The organism is Zooshikella ganghwensis, from assembly GCF_018263875.1.
Lineage (GTDB): Bacteria > Pseudomonadota > Gammaproteobacteria > Pseudomonadales > Zooshikellaceae > Zooshikella > Zooshikella ganghwensis.
This window is the reverse complement of sequence record NZ_JAEVHG010000009.1, coordinates 70,718-88,032: the sequence shown is the minus strand read 5'-3', so window position 1 is coordinate 88,032 and position 17,315 is coordinate 70,718. Positions and strand designations below refer to the sequence as shown.

14 protein-coding genes are annotated in these 17,315 nt (G+C 38.3%); 6 read left to right on the top strand and 8 right to left on the bottom strand.

All coding sequences use genetic code 11. The features are described from left to right. Window positions 1-85 precede the first annotated feature (85 nt). Entirely contained in the window at window positions 86-1,033 is a 948-nt protein-coding gene (locus tag KHS79_RS13790; protein WP_094789194.1) for an aminoimidazole riboside kinase, read from the bottom strand. Between the two features lie 348 nt (window positions 1,034-1,381). Next, entirely contained in the window at window positions 1,382-2,827 is a 1,446-nt protein-coding gene (locus tag KHS79_RS13785; protein WP_212719808.1) for a PAAR domain-containing protein, read from the bottom strand. Between the two features lie 185 nt (window positions 2,828-3,012). Between KHS79_RS13785 and KHS79_RS13780 the strand changes: the two genes are divergently transcribed. Beyond that, on the top strand, window positions 3,013-3,600 hold the full coding sequence (locus tag KHS79_RS13780; RefSeq protein ID WP_212719807.1) for an endonuclease dU: 588 nt from the start codon (window positions 3,013-3,015) through the stop codon (window positions 3,598-3,600). Window positions 3,601-3,649: 49 nt separating this feature from the next. On the opposite strand, the gene mnmE is transcribed toward KHS79_RS13780, so the two are convergent. The 4 genes from mnmE to rpmH all read right to left on the bottom strand — a co-directional run bounded on the left by mnmE (window position 3,650) and on the right by rpmH (window position 7,580). Continuing rightward, the gene (mnmE, locus tag KHS79_RS13775; protein ID WP_212719806.1) at window positions 3,650-5,026 is read right to left on the bottom strand and encodes a tRNA uridine-5-carboxymethylaminomethyl(34) synthesis GTPase MnmE; all 1,377 of its coding nucleotides are present in this window, start codon (window positions 5,024-5,026) and stop codon (window positions 3,650-3,652) included. A gap of 129 nt (window positions 5,027-5,155) precedes the next feature. After that, window positions 5,156-6,871: a membrane protein insertase YidC gene (gene yidC / locus KHS79_RS13770; protein WP_212719805.1), complete on the bottom strand. Its 1,716-nt coding sequence runs from the start codon at window positions 6,869-6,871 to the stop codon at window positions 5,156-5,158. A 186-nt stretch (window positions 6,872-7,057) separates the two neighbouring features. Continuing rightward, complete coding sequence (gene rnpA / locus KHS79_RS13765; protein WP_038291838.1) at window positions 7,058-7,426, bottom strand: ribonuclease P protein component; 369 nt, start codon at window positions 7,424-7,426, stop codon at window positions 7,058-7,060. Window positions 7,427-7,445: 19 nt separating this feature from the next. Further along, window positions 7,446-7,580, bottom strand: a complete 135-nt coding sequence (gene rpmH, locus KHS79_RS13760; protein ID WP_027709378.1) for a 50S ribosomal protein L34 — start codon at window positions 7,578-7,580, stop codon at window positions 7,446-7,448. Between the two features lie 800 nt (window positions 7,581-8,380). On the opposite strand from rpmH, the gene dnaA reads away from it, so the two are divergent. The 4 genes from dnaA to gyrB all read left to right on the top strand — a co-directional run bounded on the left by dnaA (window position 8,381) and on the right by gyrB (window position 14,809). Continuing rightward, complete coding sequence (dnaA, locus tag KHS79_RS13755; RefSeq protein ID WP_212719804.1) at window positions 8,381-10,111, top strand: chromosomal replication initiator protein DnaA; 1,731 nt, start codon at window positions 8,381-8,383, stop codon at window positions 10,109-10,111. A gap of 64 nt (window positions 10,112-10,175) precedes the next feature. Continuing rightward, window positions 10,176-11,285: a DNA polymerase III subunit beta gene (dnaN, locus tag KHS79_RS13750; protein WP_027709376.1), complete on the top strand. Its 1,110-nt coding sequence runs from the start codon at window positions 10,176-10,178 to the stop codon at window positions 11,283-11,285. Between the two features lies 1 nt (window position 11,286). Next, the gene (gene recF, locus KHS79_RS13745; protein ID WP_212719803.1) at window positions 11,287-12,369 is read left to right on the top strand and encodes a DNA replication/repair protein RecF; all 1,083 of its coding nucleotides are present in this window, start codon (window positions 11,287-11,289) and stop codon (window positions 12,367-12,369) included. A gap of 25 nt (window positions 12,370-12,394) precedes the next feature. Beyond that, window positions 12,395-14,809 carry a DNA topoisomerase (ATP-hydrolyzing) subunit B gene (gene gyrB / locus KHS79_RS13740; RefSeq protein ID WP_094789186.1) on the top strand — a complete coding sequence of 805 codons (2,415 nt, stop codon included), beginning with the start codon at window positions 12,395-12,397 and terminating at the stop codon, window positions 14,807-14,809. Between the two features lie 77 nt (window positions 14,810-14,886). On the opposite strand, the gene KHS79_RS13735 is transcribed toward gyrB, so the two are convergent. Beyond that, complete coding sequence (locus KHS79_RS13735) at window positions 14,887-15,564, bottom strand: hypothetical protein (RefSeq protein WP_094789185.1); 678 nt, start codon at window positions 15,562-15,564, stop codon at window positions 14,887-14,889. A gap of 11 nt (window positions 15,565-15,575) precedes the next feature. Next, a complete protein-coding gene (locus tag KHS79_RS13730; RefSeq protein WP_212719801.1) occupies window positions 15,576-15,941 on the bottom strand; it encodes a hypothetical protein in 366 nt (121 codons plus the stop codon). Window positions 15,942-16,596: 655 nt separating this feature from the next. Between KHS79_RS13730 and KHS79_RS13725 the strand changes: the two genes are divergently transcribed. After that, window positions 16,597-17,205, top strand: coding sequence for a class I SAM-dependent methyltransferase (locus KHS79_RS13725; RefSeq protein ID WP_212719799.1), 609 nt, complete (start codon window positions 16,597-16,599; stop codon window positions 17,203-17,205). Window positions 17,206-17,315 lie beyond the last annotated feature (110 nt).

Below are 17,315 nucleotides of genomic sequence, written 5' to 3'. Positions count from 1 at the left end.
TAGCCATTTACTTCTTATATTTCAGGTATACCCTTCACTAATTATTTTTAGGTTTTCTTATCCAGACACTTAATAACCACCGCACCTAAAAATCTTTCGCTGTAGATATAGATAACTCTTTTATTAACATTTTTCGTGTTGGAAGCGCTGTCATTGCCCCTTTTTCTGAAATAACTAATCTTCCACAAGCATTTGCCCATACCATAGCTTCGCTTATTGTTTCCTCTGTATACCAGTGATCTTGTTTAACCAATATCGCTAATAAACCACCAACAAATGCATCTCCAGCCCCAGTTGTATCAACCGCACTCACTTCTCTTCCTTTGTATAACACAGGGGCTTTACCTTTAACGCAAAGTAATGCTCCGTCCTTTCCTTGTGTGACAATAACGAGAGGAATGGCAATCGATTCCAATTTATCTAGAGCTATTTTGAGGTCACTCGCTTCTGTTAACCAAAGCAGCTCTTCTTCAGAAAACTTCACAACATCAGCGACTAAAAGCACTTGCTTTATCACATCCCTCATTTCTTCAGGACATAACCAAACCTCATGACGCAGGTTAGGATCAAAGGAAACATAACCGCCAACTTTTCGAATAGCCTGTATTGCATTAAAAGCTGTTGAGCGACTAGGCTCATTCGCAAATGCATTTGAACAACAGTGTAGCCACTCACCTTTTGAAAAGCTGGGGAGGTCCTTAAACTCAAGAAATTGATCAGCACTTGGCTTCACCATAAAGCTGAAAGTTCTTTCACCATGTTCATCCAAGTTAATAATGACCGTCGAGGTACGATAATTCGCATCAAAAGAAAGGTATTTTGTATTTACCAGCTCTTTTTCTAGGATCGATTTCATATATTGTCCAAGAGGGTCCTTGCCTACTCGACCTATAAAATTGCTCCTACCCCCTAAACGTGAAACAGCCACAGCTACATTAGCAGGTGCTCCCCCAGGACACTTAAGATAGTGATCTCTTCCCTCTGGGATAAGGTCTACTACGGCATCTCCCAATACCCATAACTGGTTACTCATTAACACTCCAATACAGATCAATCACAAGCCAAGCATACTAAAACGGTTTAGCAGCGCAATACTATTATGCTTAATCGATTAAGTTTTGTGAAGAGGGAATCTATTTCAAACCTTATTCGGTTTGCTTCATACTTGATGGCATTTCTTTTGCGGGATAAAGAGAGTTGCGCTTTTATTCCATAAACACAGTTTCGCGCACTGAAATATAAATCTCACTTAGTACTTTAAAGCGCGTGATTTATATTTCAGTCAAAATCAGAGCAGATGGCTCGATGACACAAAAGGCGCCTTCTCCTAATGCTGGTGACGCCCTTTGACTACATCGTAAATATTTCCTTAGAAGCGAGATTACCAGTAAGGCTTGGCACCTTCACCCCACCAGCGTCTACCTGGCCTCTTATCAGTGTGAATAAACTGTTTATAAAAGCCAAATGTACTAAATCCAGCTTGCTGCAGTGCTTTATATATTTTTTGTCTATCCGCACTTGTTAGACTGATATCAAAAGCAATTTTAAGATGCTCACTATTGACTGCACCACCCACTCTTTTATTATGTTTAACACAACGATGAGCGCTATTTAGCCCAAAGGTTTTACCAGCAATATCCATTGCCTTCTGCAGCATATTTAGTGATTGTGTACAGTGAAAATACTCTCCACAACATTTACACGCTAAATGTTCAATTGAAATATCCAGCCATGGCCATTCACCTTTAAAGTCATGGTAATGATTATATAAACCATCTGATTGGCCATCGCCATGTTGTGCTTTTGTGCTGTTATTTGAGGTAGCATTTCCAGCAGCCGTTGCAGCCGGAGTATTTTGTGAATTTTCTGTGGATACTTCTTCTGTAATAGTGTCTGATTTATGTTGGCTCCACCAGCTAGCCACATCAAAACATGGACATGCTTTACTCACACCAGGAAAGTCTCTATGGCCTAAAACTTCGGCCTGCGGAAAACGATTTAGTAGTTTATGCACCAAATAATTAAGCGTAGTAAATTGCTTCTGTGTATATGTACTTGCAGGCTTGCCATTTCTCAACCCTCCTATCAAACAAATACCAATACTGTTTTTATTATGACCCTTGACATGAGCACCTGCTTTTTTTATTGAGCGGCCTTTATCCAACGTTCCATCAAGACAAATAACATAATGATAACCAATATCCTGCCAACCATTATCTCTTACATGCCAACGTTTAATATCAGCAGCTCGAAAGGCTTTACTTTCTTCTGTTGCACTACAGTGAATAACAATATGTGTTATTTTTCTACCAAACTCTTTTTCGCTGGCTTTTTGTTTTTGGGCATCACTTTGATTGTCTGAAGTCGTGCTTTGCGGCTGTTGGCCATTACCTGGAATATTGATTTCATCACCAGGGCGAATAACATCAGGATTGACAATCTGTGGATTTGCTTTGATAAGGTCAGCTAAAGAGACACCAAGGCGTTTAGCAATATCCCAAAGAGTATCACCAGAAACAACCTTATACATCTCTGTTGCGGTAGATGTGCCAATTGCTCCACCGCTACCAACAGTAATTGTCGGTGAACCAGAGATAATGACACCACCATGTGCGGTCTTACTGCCTACATGTGCAATAGGCTGTCCATTGACTAATATATTTGGAATACCTTCAGCAATGGTGTCATCACAAGCTGTTTTGTCTCCCATTCGAGCAACAGAAACACCATTGAAAAAAACATTGGGTGAGCCCGTACTAATTGCGTTGGGTTTATGATCATCACAAGCGTTCATATCACCGACACGAGCTACGGGTTTACCAGACATAACACTTCCTATTTTTACATCTTAAAGGATCATAAAAGCAGTTATACTTTTGCACTAGGTATAACTTGCAGAGCTGTGATCTTATAAAATTTAGAAACTGATAAATGCAAAGTTTTGTATTAATGTGAGCTTAATTCACTCATATAATCTTTGTTTTTTATCCCACTAATGAATTATTTACGATTATGCGTCCTCTAAAAGAACTTTTACGTTTGAATAAAAACATCAGGGCCATAGGGTTCGATGACGCTCCTTTTCAGAAAGAGCGGGGTAGTTCTGTCAATATCTCAGGAATAATCTGCGCTAATACACATTTTGAAGGTATGCTCTGGGGAGAAGCGACAAAGGATGGAGTTGATGCAACATATGTCTTAATAAACATGCTTAAAAACAGTAAGTTTTATCCTCAAATCCATGTTGTATTAACTGATGGAATAGCGATAGGTGGTTTTAATATTATTGACTTACCTTTATTAAGTGCAGATTTACAACGACCATGTATTGCTATTATGCGAAAGCTTCCTGATTTAGAACGGATTGATAAAGCACTTCATGTTTTTTCTGATTATCAAGAGAGAAAAAAATTACTTGAAGATGCAGGTAAAATTTATAAGCACGATAAACTTTACTTTCAAGTAGCTGGGTGCTCACCTATGACTGCAGAGAAAGTCATAGACAAGCTGATTGCCCAAGGCAATGTCCCTGAAGTCCTCCGTTTAGCTCATCTAATTGGTGCTGCGGTAAAAACAGGTCAAAGTACAAATAGAGCCTGAGCCAGTACAGATAAACCGCTAACGACTTTAATCAACCTTTTTAGTGAGACTACTTTCCAATGCAGAATGAGCCAAAAATTTTGCCTAATAGATCATCGGAGGTAAACTCTCCAGTTATTGTATTTAGCTCATTTTGAGCAAACCTCAAATCTTCAGCGAGTAGCTCACCTGCACCATAACCCGACAGTTGTAACTGACCATTACATAAGAATTCTTTGGCTTTATGTAATGCCTGCAAATGTCGCCTACGTGCAGTAAACCCACCTTCTGTACTGCCTGTAAACCCCATACATGACTTGAGATGCTCTTTTAATAAAATGATTCCTTTACCATCCTTTGCGGATAACCCAATCACAGGCAGCTTTTCATTAGTAATGTACTGTTCAGCACGCTCTTCTGTTAAGTCAATTTTGTTACGAACTACAGTTATTTTTTCAGGATGAGGCAGTTTATCCACAAACTCAGGCCAAATTAGGTGAGGGTCAATCGCACTTGTTGTGCTGCTATCAACCATTAACAGAACACGATCAGCCTGAGCTATTTCCTGCCAGGCCCGTTGAACACCTATTTGCTCCACAGCATCATCGCTTTCACGTAAACCTGCTGTATCAATGATATGTAGTGGCATACCCTCTATATGGATATGTTCACGAAGTACATCTCGTGTTGTCCCTGCTATATCAGTTACGATTGCAGTGTCTCTTCCAGCAAGTGCATTTAACAGGCTTGACTTACCTGCATTAGGTCTACCCGCAATAACGACTGTCATGCCTTCCCGCAAAATTGCTCCCTGGTTAGCTTCCTTCAATACTGAATCAAGCTGGGTAATGATGCCTTGTAAATCACTTGCAACTTTTCCATCAGCCAGGAAATCAATTTCTTCTTCTGGAAAATCAATAGCTGCTTCAACGTACATTCGTAATTGAATGAGTTTATCCACAAGGTTTCGAATTTTCTGAGAAAAGACCCCTTGTAATGAACGCATTGCGCTTTTCGCTGCAGACTCAGAAGCACTTTCTATTAAATCTGCAATGGCTTCAGCCTGAGTTAAATCAAGCTTGTCATTTAGAAATGCTCGCTCAGAAAACTCTCCAGGATTAGCAAGTCGAACCCCGCAACTTAACACCTCATTTAAGAGCATATCTAAGACAACAGGCCCTCCATGCCCTTGCAGCTCTAAAACATCTTCACCAGTAAAAGAGTTTGGTCCGGCAAAAAATAGCCCAAGCCCTTCATCAATAACATCACCAGCCTGACTAAAAAATGGGCCATAATGGGCATATCGAGGTTTAATCGTTTTGCCTAAAATCTTACTCATAATATGCGTAGACTTAGGGCCAGAAACACGAATGATGCCAACACCGCCTCTACCAGGAGGAGTGGCAATAGCCGTAATCGTATCAGGTATGTAGTTTGTTGCAGTCATTGTTGCGTTCTTTTGACAGCTTGTTAACAACAGTAATTTTAGAGTAACACCTAAATTAGCTTAAGCCAGAAACTAAAAGGCCTCGGTCATTGCCGAGGCCTGTGGATAACTCTGTGAGTAAACAGTGTATCAACTAGAACTTTCAGCTTGACGCTCAATTCGACGAGTGATGATCCACTGCTGCAATATTGATAACACGTTGTTCACTACCCAGTACAAAACTAATCCCGCCGGGAACCATAAAAAGAACACGGTGAAAATTACTGGAAGCAGCTTCATTACTCTGGCCTGAGTCGGATCAGGAGGCGTTGGGTTAAGCTGCTGCTGAACAAACATTGATGCGCCCATGATTAATGGAAGAATAAAGTATGGATCCATCTGAGATAAGTCATTAATCCATCCTAACCAAGGCGCCTGACGTAACTCTACTGATTCCAAAAGAACCCAGTACAAAGCAATGAATACTGGCATTTGGACAAGTATGGGTAAACATCCCCCCATTGGATTCACTTTTTCTTTTCGATAAAGCTCCATCATGGCTTGAGACATTTTTTGGCGATCATCACCAAACTTCTCTTTCAGCTCCTGCATTTTTGGCGCAATTCGACGCATATTAGCCATAGAGCGGTAACTAGCGGCTGATAGAGGGAAAAATGCTAGTTTGACCATAATTGTCAGGATGATAATCGACCAACCCCAATTAGGAATTAAACTGTGAATAAAGCCCAGCAGTAAAAACAAAGGCTTAGCTACAAACCATAGAATGCCGTAGTCTACCGTTAACTCCAGCCCATCAGTTAAAGCTTGTAACTTATCCTGAATTTTTGGTCCAACATAGAGAGTTGCACTTGCCTCACCCTGTTCTCCTGGCGCTAAAACAATGGGGTTATTCATATCAACCATACTAACGATATACTGTGACTGCCCACTTAGTTTTACTTCTCGGGTAGAGTACTCAATAGGGTTATCATTTTTTGGTACCCAGGCAGCTACAAAGTAATGCTGTAAAATTGCAGCGTATCCACTAGCCACATTCTCTTTATAAGGTTCTTCAGCAAACTCATCGAAAGGTAGTTTCTTGTATTTCTCTTCATTCGATTTTACCGCAGCACCAAGGTAAGTATTAAAACTGGTAGCACCTTGAGTGGAACTGGGGTCTGGTGAATTATCCCGCTTTAACTGTGCATAAAAAATCGCTTTCCAAGAGTTGGAAGACTTATTATTAACAACATAATCAAGATCCACAGCATAGTTATTTCTATGGAATGTATAACGTTTAACTAACTCAACGCCTTCTTTTGTTGTTAAGGAAAGATCAACAACTAACTGCTCTTCTCCATCCTTTAGCTGGAACGCTGAATTCTTAGCAGAATATAAAGGAGTACCTTTACTATTGGGACCATTTTTACCCACAAGGCCACTTTGAGCTATAAAGGTCCGCTGCTTGGAGCTTTCCAGAATTGTAAAAGGCTCAGGAGAAGGATTTTCTTCGGAAGGGAGCGTTACAGGGTAATCAAGTAGTGAGACTTTGATAATATCACCACCCTCAGGGTTAATCTCAATATAGAGCTTATCTGTGGTGACTTTTATCAACTGTTGATTTGACTCAGCAACACTTGTTGGTGCTTTAGCTATTTGAGGCGCATCCCCTGTTGAGTCGGAGACTGTTGGTGCATCAGCATTGTCTACAGTTGTTGTTGAATCAGCTTCAGGTATTAAGCTAGTTACACTTGCTGTTTGCTCAGCAGTAACACTGTGCTGGTTAAAATCTTGATTCCACTGCAGGATCATTAAATATCCCACAACGACTAAGCCAGCAATGATTAAAGTTCTTTGCAAATCCATGGTTCAAGGGCCAAACGTTGTAGTTAATAAAATATTATCCCAATGTAGGTCTGAACGTTACATATCCAGCTGCAATGGAAACTCGTGATTATACGAAAAAAAGTTGTTTTACTGCCAACCTAAAGTTGTCGTTTTAGTGTTCTTTTAGCTTAGGTCAACAGGCCCCCTTTAGCGCATAAGCATCTGTTAAAGGTATTTTTGGGTTGCAGCACGCTTATTCAAACGCTGCCATGACTGACGAAGGAGGCCAAATATTTGTTCATTTTCCAGTTCAGTCAACCCTGGCCGAGCCAAGATTACAATATCTAATGCAGGAAGCTGGTTATGAGTAAGTCGATATGACTCTCGGAAAAGACGTTTAATACGGTTTCTTTGAACTGCTTTTTTAGCAATTTTTTTAGATACAATCACCCCTAAACGAGATTGTTCTGATTTTGAGGGGGAAGCTAACATCAAAAGGAATTTGTGCGGCACTCTGATACTACACTGATCAAAGACACAACGATAATCAGCTGATGTTAAAAGCCGAAACCGTTTTGGAAATACCTGCCGCACGCGATTAAAGCCTGACAGCTTAAGCAGCTAATTGCTTGCGCCCTTTTGCACGACGACGTTTTAGAATTTGACGTCCATTTTTGGTAGCCATGCGTGCACGGAAACCATGAGTGCGTTTACGCTTTAGACAACTAGGTTGAAATGTTCTTTTCATAGCTCACCTACTAGCAGTAATCACTAACCTTTGAGTTAGTTAAAGAGCAGGTTAACAATGAACCGGGCTCTTGTGGATATAGTTTAAGGCGCGTAATTCTAGAGAATATCTAGGCAATCGTCAATTTGATCTGAATAATATTTATAGGTCCAGTGAATAACTTCCTTAAATAACAGGATAAGTCGTGACCTGTGCATAGTTTAGACCTTAAACACGGCTACAGCTTTACCAAATTGAGTATCAAACACTTTCTTTTACATTTCTTATGCTCCTTTCTGCACACTTCATTGGTAAATGTTTTTTCTTCTTAAGCTTTTATATAAATAAAATTAATTAAATATATATATATGATATTTTTTATTTATTTGTTGTTATTGTTATTTATTATAGATAAGCAATTTTGTGGATAAGTCTACTATTTACAATAAAATCAATTAATTACTCAAAGTATAACATTGTTAAAAACACGGGAATTATCTGTCAGTTACTTGAGTATTACTGGTGTATAACCTGTACACTGTTTTGATGTGAATAAAAAACCCCAAGATACCCACAGGATAATCATCTTTATAATAACAATTTATCCACAGAGTTATTAAGAGAGGATTTTTCTTCGAAATTAGATGATAAAATTTCACTTTATCCACAAAAAGTGCTTGATTAATCAAGTATATCAGGGTGTGCACAGTAAATAAGATAAAATTTGCATTAGGGTGTGGATAACTAGGTTGGATAAGTATAGAATTAACACGCTAACTGATGCTTATTAACAACTCAGCTGTTTTTGAGGGGATTATTCTGTGCCACTAGCTCTCTGGCAACAGTGTCTTGAAACATTGCAGGATGAATTGCCATCACAGCAATTCAATACCTGGATCCGCCCATTAAAGACAGAAGTCCTTGAAAATGGTGGGTTAGTTTTGATTGCCCCTAATCGTTTTGTTAAAGACTGGGTGCAAGAAAAGTTCTTGAAACGTATTGAAGAAATTCTAAATGACTGGTCTGAAGGCTTTGCACCTATTGTCACATTAGCTGTCGCTAACCGAACACAGAGTTTTTTATCAAACAGAAATAGTCACTTATCTCGACCTGTTTCTCGAAGTGGAGATATGTCAAGTTCTCCATCACAAAATGTTTCTAGCTCAAGACAGGTACTTAATAGTACTAATGTAAAACCAACGGTAGCTATAGAAAATACGCTCAAAGACATGGTGGATGTTAAAGACACTAAGCTTGTTGGCAGTGTTTCTCCAACCCTGTCATTAGATAAAGATACGACTGATTACGATTCCTCTTCTCCCCTACTTAGAAAGCAGTCTACCCGAGCAGCGAATGAATCGAGGTCTTTGAAAGAAAAAGTTCTCAAAGATTCTATTTTACCTCCAGTCAATCATTCCTTGCTTGCTGAACTTGAAGATAATTTAACGCCTCAGTCTGCATCACCTGTTATTGTCAGCTCAAGTAAAAAAGTTACCGAACGTCAAGTTGATGTAGAAGGTGGATTAAAGCACAACAGTTCTTTAAATGAAGATTTTATATTTGAAACATTTGTTGAAGGTAAATCTAATCAATTAGCGCTTGCAGCTGCAAGACAAGTAGCTGAAAACCCCGGAGCTGCGTATAACCCTCTTTTCTTGTATGGTGGTGTTGGTCTTGGTAAGACACATTTGATGCACTCTGTGGGTAACTATTTAGTGCAGCAAAATTCCTCTGCGAAAGTCATTTATCTTCACTCAGAACGTTTTGTCGCAGATATGGTTAAGGCATTGCAGCTTAATGCAATAAATGACTTTAAGCGTTATTACCGCTCTGTTGATGCTTTGTTGATTGATGATATCCAATTTTTTGCTGGCAAAGAGCGGTCTCAGGAGGAGTTTTTCCACACTTTTAATGCATTACTAGAAGGTGGACAACAAATGATCCTTACTTGTGATCGGTATCCGAAAGAGATATCTGGGCTGGAAGAGCGCTTAAAGTCGCGTTTTGGTTGGGGTTTAACTGTTGCTGTTGAGCCACCTGAGCTTGAGACTCGAGTAGCCATACTGATGAAAAAAGCGGAGCAGATTAAGGTCAATTTGCCACATGACTCTGCTTTTTTTATAGCACAACGTATTCGCTCAAATGTTCGTGAGCTGGAAGGAGCACTCAAGAGAGTGGTTGCTAGCGCTAAGTTTATGGGACGTGATATTACCCTCGATTTAATTAGAGAGTCTTTAAAGGATTTATTAGCGTTACAAGACAAGCAAGTTAGCATTGATAATATACAGCGTACTGTTGCTGAATATTTCAAGATTAAGATTTCTGATATTTTGTCAAAGCGAAGAAGCCGTTCTGTTGCAAGGCCTCGCCAAATTGCTATGGCACTTTCAAAAGAACTGACAAATCACAGTCTACCTGAAATAGGTGATGCTTATGGGGGACGTGATCATACGACAGTGTTACATGCGTGTCGTAAAGTCAAAGAGCTTACAGAAGCTGATGCAGAAATAAGAGAAGACTATAAAAACTTATTACGATTATTAACAACTTGATTCTTCTATTTTTTAAGCTCTCATTGGTTAATCTCCATGTTAGTGAAGGCGAGAGAACAGAATTATGAAATTTACAGTCACTCGAGAAGCATTACTTAAACCACTCCAACTTGTAACTGGTGTAGTTGAACGCAGACATACTCTACCTGTGTTATCAAATGTATTGATGGTTGTTGAAGGTGATCGCTTATCACTGACTGGTACTGATTTGGAAGTAGAGTTGATTGGCCGTGTTAACTTACAGCAAGGTGCTGAAGATGGTGAAATAACGGTTCCTGCAAGAAAGTTAATGGATATTTGTAAGTCATTACCGGATGATGCCATTATTGAGTTTAAGCAAGATGATCTGCGAGTTATTGTAAAAGCAGGTCGTAGTCGCTTTACCTTATCTACCCTTCCTGCGGCAGAATTTCCCAGTATTGATGAAGATCCTGGTTCTATTTCATTTAGTGCTGATAAGCATATGCTTCGATCACTCATCGATAATACTGGCTTTGCCATGGCTCAGCAGGATGTTCGGTATTACTTAAATGGTTTGTTGCTTGAGTTAACGGACGAGCATGTAAGGACGGTCGCAACAGATGGTCATAGATTAGCAATGTGTACGAGCAACCTGCAGCGTGAGGAAAGTGCTACTGATAGGCTCCAGGTAATTGTGCCAAGAAAAGGTATTTTAGAGTTTGCTCGAATTTTGACAGATGGAGCAGAAACTGTAGATATTTTGCTCGGTTCAAACCATATGCGTGCAGTAACAGGTGATTATACGTTTACTTCAAAGCTTGTTGATGGAAAGTTCCCAGAGTATGAGCGAGTTTTGCCACGAGGTGGTGATAAAGAAGTAATTGCTGATAGACAACTACTGAGACAAGCACTAAATAGAGCCGCTATTTTATCTAATGAAAAGTATCGTGGCGTACGTTTAACATTTGCACCGAATCAGTTAACTATCATTGCAAATAATCCAGAGCAAGAAGAAGCACAGGAAGAGTTGCCTGTTGATTACCAAGGAGAAACATTAGAGATTGGCTTTAATGTTTCGTACTTGTTAGATGTACTTTCTGTTATCTCTGGTAAATCAGTTAAAATTACCCTTTCAGGTCCAGATCGTAGTGCACTGGTTGAAGACTCAGAAGGTGGTGAGTCTTTATATGTCGTAATGCCTATGCGGTTATAATATGCCTATTGACCATCTTCAGATTGCAGGTGTGCGTAACCTAAAATCGGTGGTCATAGAGCCCTCACCTACCATTAATATTATCTCTGGTATTAATGGTAGTGGAAAAACCTCAATCCTAGAGTCAATTCATTTATTAGGTCTTGCTCGCTCATTTAGAAGTGCAAAAATTCAGCCAGTAATTATGCATGGTGAGAATGCTTGTACGGTTTTTGGTCGTCTCGAGAATGGAAATCCTCTAGGGATCCAACGCTTGGTTGATGGGGAGTTATTGATAAAATATGCAGGCAAACGACTTTTCTCTGTTGCTGATTTAGCAAGTAAGCTTCCCTTAATTGTCATTACTCCAGATACATTTCAACTGCTATCTGGGTCACCTTCCTTGCGACGCCAATTTATAGATTGGGGTGTGTTCCACGTGGAACATAATTTTCTAACCTATTGGAAAAACACAAGAAAAGTACTTAAACAAAGGAATAATCTGCTTAAAAATGCTACAATTACTTCCCCTCAAGTGGTTTCATGGGATATTACTTTAGTAGAGAATGCAAATAAAGTTGATCAATTTAGAGCACTTTATTTAAATCAACTTAAAGAAGTTTTTCATCAGATAGTAGATAAACTTATTAATATAAGTGATCTAAGTTTGTCTTACTATCGTGGTTGGGATAAAGAAAAAGACTATAGTGAAATTTTAAAGCTTAACTTTCAAAAGGATAAAAAGTTTGGTTTTACAAGTCTAGGTCCTCATAAAGCAGACTTGAAAATTAAAGTAGGTAACAAGCTGGCAACTGATGTGCTTTCAAGAGGACAGCAGAAGATAATAGTTTGTGCCTTAAAAATTGCACAAGGTTTATTGTATCTGAAGCAGATACAAAGACCTTGTATTTTTTTGATAGATGATCTGGCTTCAGAGCTTGATCAACACTTTAGAAATAATATTTGCCAACTATTAGAAAACAGTGGTGCACAAGTTTTTATCACAGTTATAGATACTGATTCAATCATTAATAGTTGGAAGGATAAATCTAAAGTGAGATTGTTCCACGTGGAACATGGTCAGGTAAAAGAAATGCAGCCATAACGATGTTTGTATAGGAGCATAAAATATGGCGGAAAATAATTACGATGCATCTAACATTAAAGTGTTAAAAGGTTTAGATGCTGTTCGTAAGCGGCCTGGTATGTATATTGGTGATACTGATGACGGTACTGGGTTACACCATATGGTGTTTGAGTTAGTTGATAACTCGATAGACGAAGCTCTAGCTGGCTTTTGCTCCGAGATTGAAGTCATTATCCATACAGATGACTCAGTGACAGTTAAAGATAATGGTAGAGGAATACCTGTAGATATCCACGAAGAGGAAGGTGTTTCTGCTGCAGAAGTCATCATGACTGTACTTCATGCAGGAGGAAAGTTTGATGATAACACTTATAAAGTTTCAGGAGGACTTCATGGTGTTGGTGTTTCGGTTGTAAATGCACTTTCAAAGTACCTAAGGCTCACTATACGTAGAAGTGGAAATGTACATGAACAAATTTATGAACATGGCATTCCAAAAGCACCGCTGACAATTGTTGGTGAAACAGATACTACAGGTTCTGAAGTTCAGTTTTACCCCTCAGAAGAAACATTTTCAAATATTAGCTTCAGCTATGATGTTTTAGCCAAGCGTCTGCGAGAGTTATCCTTTTTAAACTCAGGTATATCTATACGTTTGTTTGATGAAAGAACAACGAAAGAAGATATCTTTAAGTATGATGGTGGATTAAAAGCTTTCGTTGAGTACTTAAATCAAAATAAAAACCCACTTAATCAAGTTTTTCACTTTACACATCAGCGTGAGGATGGAGTGGGTGTTGAAGTGGCAATGCAGTGGAATGATGGTTTTCAAGAAAGTATTTACTGCTTTACCAATAATATCCCACAACGTGATGGTGGAACTCACTTAGCAGGCTTTCGAGCTGCACTTACACGTACTCTAAATCAATATATTGATAATGAAGGTGTATTGAAAAAGCAAAAGGTAAATACGACAGGTGATGATGCAAGAGAAGGTTTGACTGCAATTGTCTCCGTTAAAGTACCTGATCCGAAATTCTCCTCACAAACAAAAGATAAGTTAGTATCCTCAGAAGTAAAAAGTGCCGTAGAGCAAGAAATGAACCGCGCACTTAATGACTACCTACTTGAAAATCCACAAGATGCTAAGGCTGTCGTCAGTAAGATGGTTGATGCTGCTAGGGCTAGAGAAGCAGCAAGAAAAGCCAGAGAAATGACCCGCCGTAAGGGAGCTTTAGATATTGCTGGCTTACCTGGAAAACTTGCTGATTGTCAGGAAAAAGATCCTGCACTTTCTGAACTGTATATTGTGGAGGGTGATTCAGCTGGAGGTTCAGCTAAACAGGGTAGAAACAGGAGAACGCAGGCAATTCTGCCTTTGAAAGGAAAAATTCTAAACGTAGAAAAAGCCCGTTTTGATAAAATGCTTTCCTCAGCAGAAGTAGGGACACTCATTACGGCTCTTGGCTGTGGAATTGGCCGGGAAGAGTTCAGTATCGATAAATTAAGATACCACAATATAATTATAATGACTGATGCGGATGTTGATGGATCACATATTCGCACATTGCTATTAACATTCTTTTTTAGGCAAATGCCTGAAATACTCGAAAGAGGGCATATCTATATTGCTCAACCTCCGCTATACAAAGTTAAACGAGGTAAACAAGAGCAGTATATTAAAGATGATGATGCTTTAAGTAGTTACTTAACAAACTCTGCACTTGAAGGTGCTTGCCTATTCCCGTCAGAAGATACTCCTCCTATCCAAGGAGAGCAGCTCGAAAAGCTAGTACTTCAATACCGTAAAGTTCGCCAGTCAATTGAACGTTTATCACGTCTTTATCCTGAAGAAGTGCTTGACCGTTTAATTTACCTGAAACCTATAAATGAAGACTCTTTAAGAGATAAAGCATTTATGGAAGAGTGGTCTGAAACACTTTCTCAGCAGCTAACTTCCTTAGTTGGTGAGGGTAAGATTTATCAGGTAAACCTTGTAGAAGATAAAGAACATCATTACTGGCTGCCCAAATTAACCATGATTAATCATGGTGTTGATTACAAATACACAATTAGTTTTGAATTTTTTAACTCAAAAGATTACAGGTTGATTGTAGAGTTAGGCCAAGCTTTACAAGGGTTACTCTCAGATACTGCATTTATGCAAAAAGGGGAGAGAAAGAAAAATATTAGCAGTTTTGACGAAGGATTAAGCTGGTTGATGAGTGAGTCGACAAAGCGTCACTATATCCAACGTTATAAAGGACTGGGCGAGATGAATCCTGAGCAGTTGTGGGAAACAACAATGGACCCCGAAACTCGTCGTATGCTTCAGGTTACCATTGAAGATGCAATTGCAGCAGATCAGATCTTCACGACACTAATGGGAGATCAGGTAGAGCCTCGTAGAGACTTCATTGAAAGTAATGCTTTAAATGTTGCAAATCTAGATGTTTAAATAAATATCCTTCATTTGGGTATAAAAAAACCGGGTATTATTTACCCGGTTTTTTTATTTTACAGAATAGATATTCATTAAATATTGATAATTTTATGCGCATTTGCAAGCCAACGTTGTAGCTCATTTTTTTCTGAAAATTTTAAATCGGCATTACTAATAGCATGTGATAAAGGTATATTATGAATTTTATCTGCAACGCGCTCATGTAGCTCTGGTAAGAAAATTTCAGAGCCACCTGTATTTAAAAATTCTTGACGAGTTTGAGAATTGTCCCATCGATAAAATTTATCCTCGTCACCATAAAAGCCATTTTTAATGACGGCTTTTTTGTAGGTTATATCTCCTAGATCTTGCTGGGCTTCTTTTAGTAGGATGATTGAATCTTTCAACCTATTCATTACCCAGTATAAGATAAACTGTCTTTTGAGTGTTCTAAGAGCTTCTTTAAAAGTAGCCGCCTCTTGTCTTATGACCCCACCTACTCCAGCGGGTAATGATACTATAAGATCCACATCAGGATTATCTGCCATAATATCCATTAGATCCATCCAGCCTTCATGGCGATGCAGGTTGACAGGTATGACATCAGCAAGCTTATGCCAAACTCTAGCAACGTCAGGATTTCGAGAGTCTGATTCAATAACAATGGGCTTTGCTTGTTTTAGATTGACTTGAAAGTCAATAAATAGATTGGCAGCAAATGACTTTCCAACACCGCCCTTATCACCATGAAAAAAATATATATTACTCATTGTAGTCCTTTTTATAGCTCACTATCAGGAATATCCTGGACGAAGTCTGTTTGAGTTCTAGATGAAAAATTAAGTGTATTTTTTTCTTTTTGAGAATTCTTGGAAGGAGTATTCAAGTTTCCAGAAATAGCATTTATTTTTTTCCAGTAGCTTTTAAATGTTTTTAATGTAATGTCGAATTCTTCTTTTTGTAGACGTTGATAAATTTCTTCAAGAGAAAAACCAAGTGTAATAAGTTCATTTATATCGTTTTCAAGAGCTACTATTACAGCATAAGCAGATTTGGTCTGCCTTTTGGGAGTGCATTGCTTCAATGATTTTAAAGTATTCTTTAATTCATTTATCTCTTTATCAGTATATGATTTTCTATTATCCATAATGCTTTATACCTCTTAAAAATTAGGCTTAAAAAATAATAAATAATTCAACTTTAAGTAACTCAATATAATAAATAGTTAAAAGCGACTCATTTAAACTGAGAGCTACTCGATTTTTTAAAAACTATAAGCCTTATTTTTTTAAGATCATTTCTGCTACTTATAAATTAATTACAGATATTTATAATTTCCTAAGTCAAAGATTGGAAAGAGAAAAAAGACTGTAAAGAGAAAATAGATTAGAAAGTGAAAAGTTGCTTAGCAAGGGTATGAAGAAAGACAGATATATTTCAGATTAGTTATACCCTTCACGAATGATTTCTAGGTTTTGTTATCTTCACTCCTCACCCCAATCACCTAATATAAGCTCATGGGGATTTGTCACTCGATGGCCGCACCTAAAAACCATTTGGGTATATTAAAAATAAGTACAAAATTTAGATTTTGTTAATTTAGTTTGTATTTATAAAAGCTTACATTCATATCATAGTGAAAGTATTACCGGGAAGAGACAAAGCATTACAATTAAGGTATTTTATCAGTAGCACTTTTGCTCTCTTTAAGTGAGAGAATGAAAAAAGAAGTCTAAATAAAATAGTATTTTCAGCTAGTTAATAAAGATAGTTAGGGAACGATAATCTTAAAGCTGACCAATATGGATAAGATAATAGCTGTGTATTCCAAGTACGCTCAACGGTTTATAGAGGAATATACACAACTTGATGCGGCAACGGTCCATAGTAGTTGGTCTGAGTGCCTACCGCTACCTCCCGGCAAAGCATTAGACATTGGTGCAGGAAGTGGTCGTGATGCAGCTTGGTTAGATCATATGGGATATAAGGTTACTGCAGTAGAACCAGCATGCCGTCTACGTGAGCTTGCAGAGATTAAAACGCCAAAAGTCACTTGGCTGGATGACAGATTACCCGACTTAAAGAAAGTGCGTGAACTTCAAACAAAGTTTGATGTTATTTTAATTAGTGCTGTTTGGATGCATTTAACTTCAAGAGAGCGGGAATTGTCTCTTGGTCATATTGTACAACTGTTAAACAAGCAAGGCCGTTTGATAATTACATTGCGCTTTGGACCAAACCTGAATAGAGAACGAAAGATGTATCCTGTTTCTGTCAAGGAGTTAAAGCAACAAGCGTTACAGCATGCATTAACATTTTTAAAATCATCAAGTAGTAGAGATTATTTACAAAGGAGTCAGGTTAGCTGGGAAGCTATAGTGTTAACACACGAAGTTAATCAATATGGATAGTTGATTGCAACATATACATAATTAATAACCAATGACTGTTTTAAATGGAATGGTTAGACAGTATTTTTACAAATAGCTAAAAAGCATGGTAGCAAATAGTACTTCTGTAA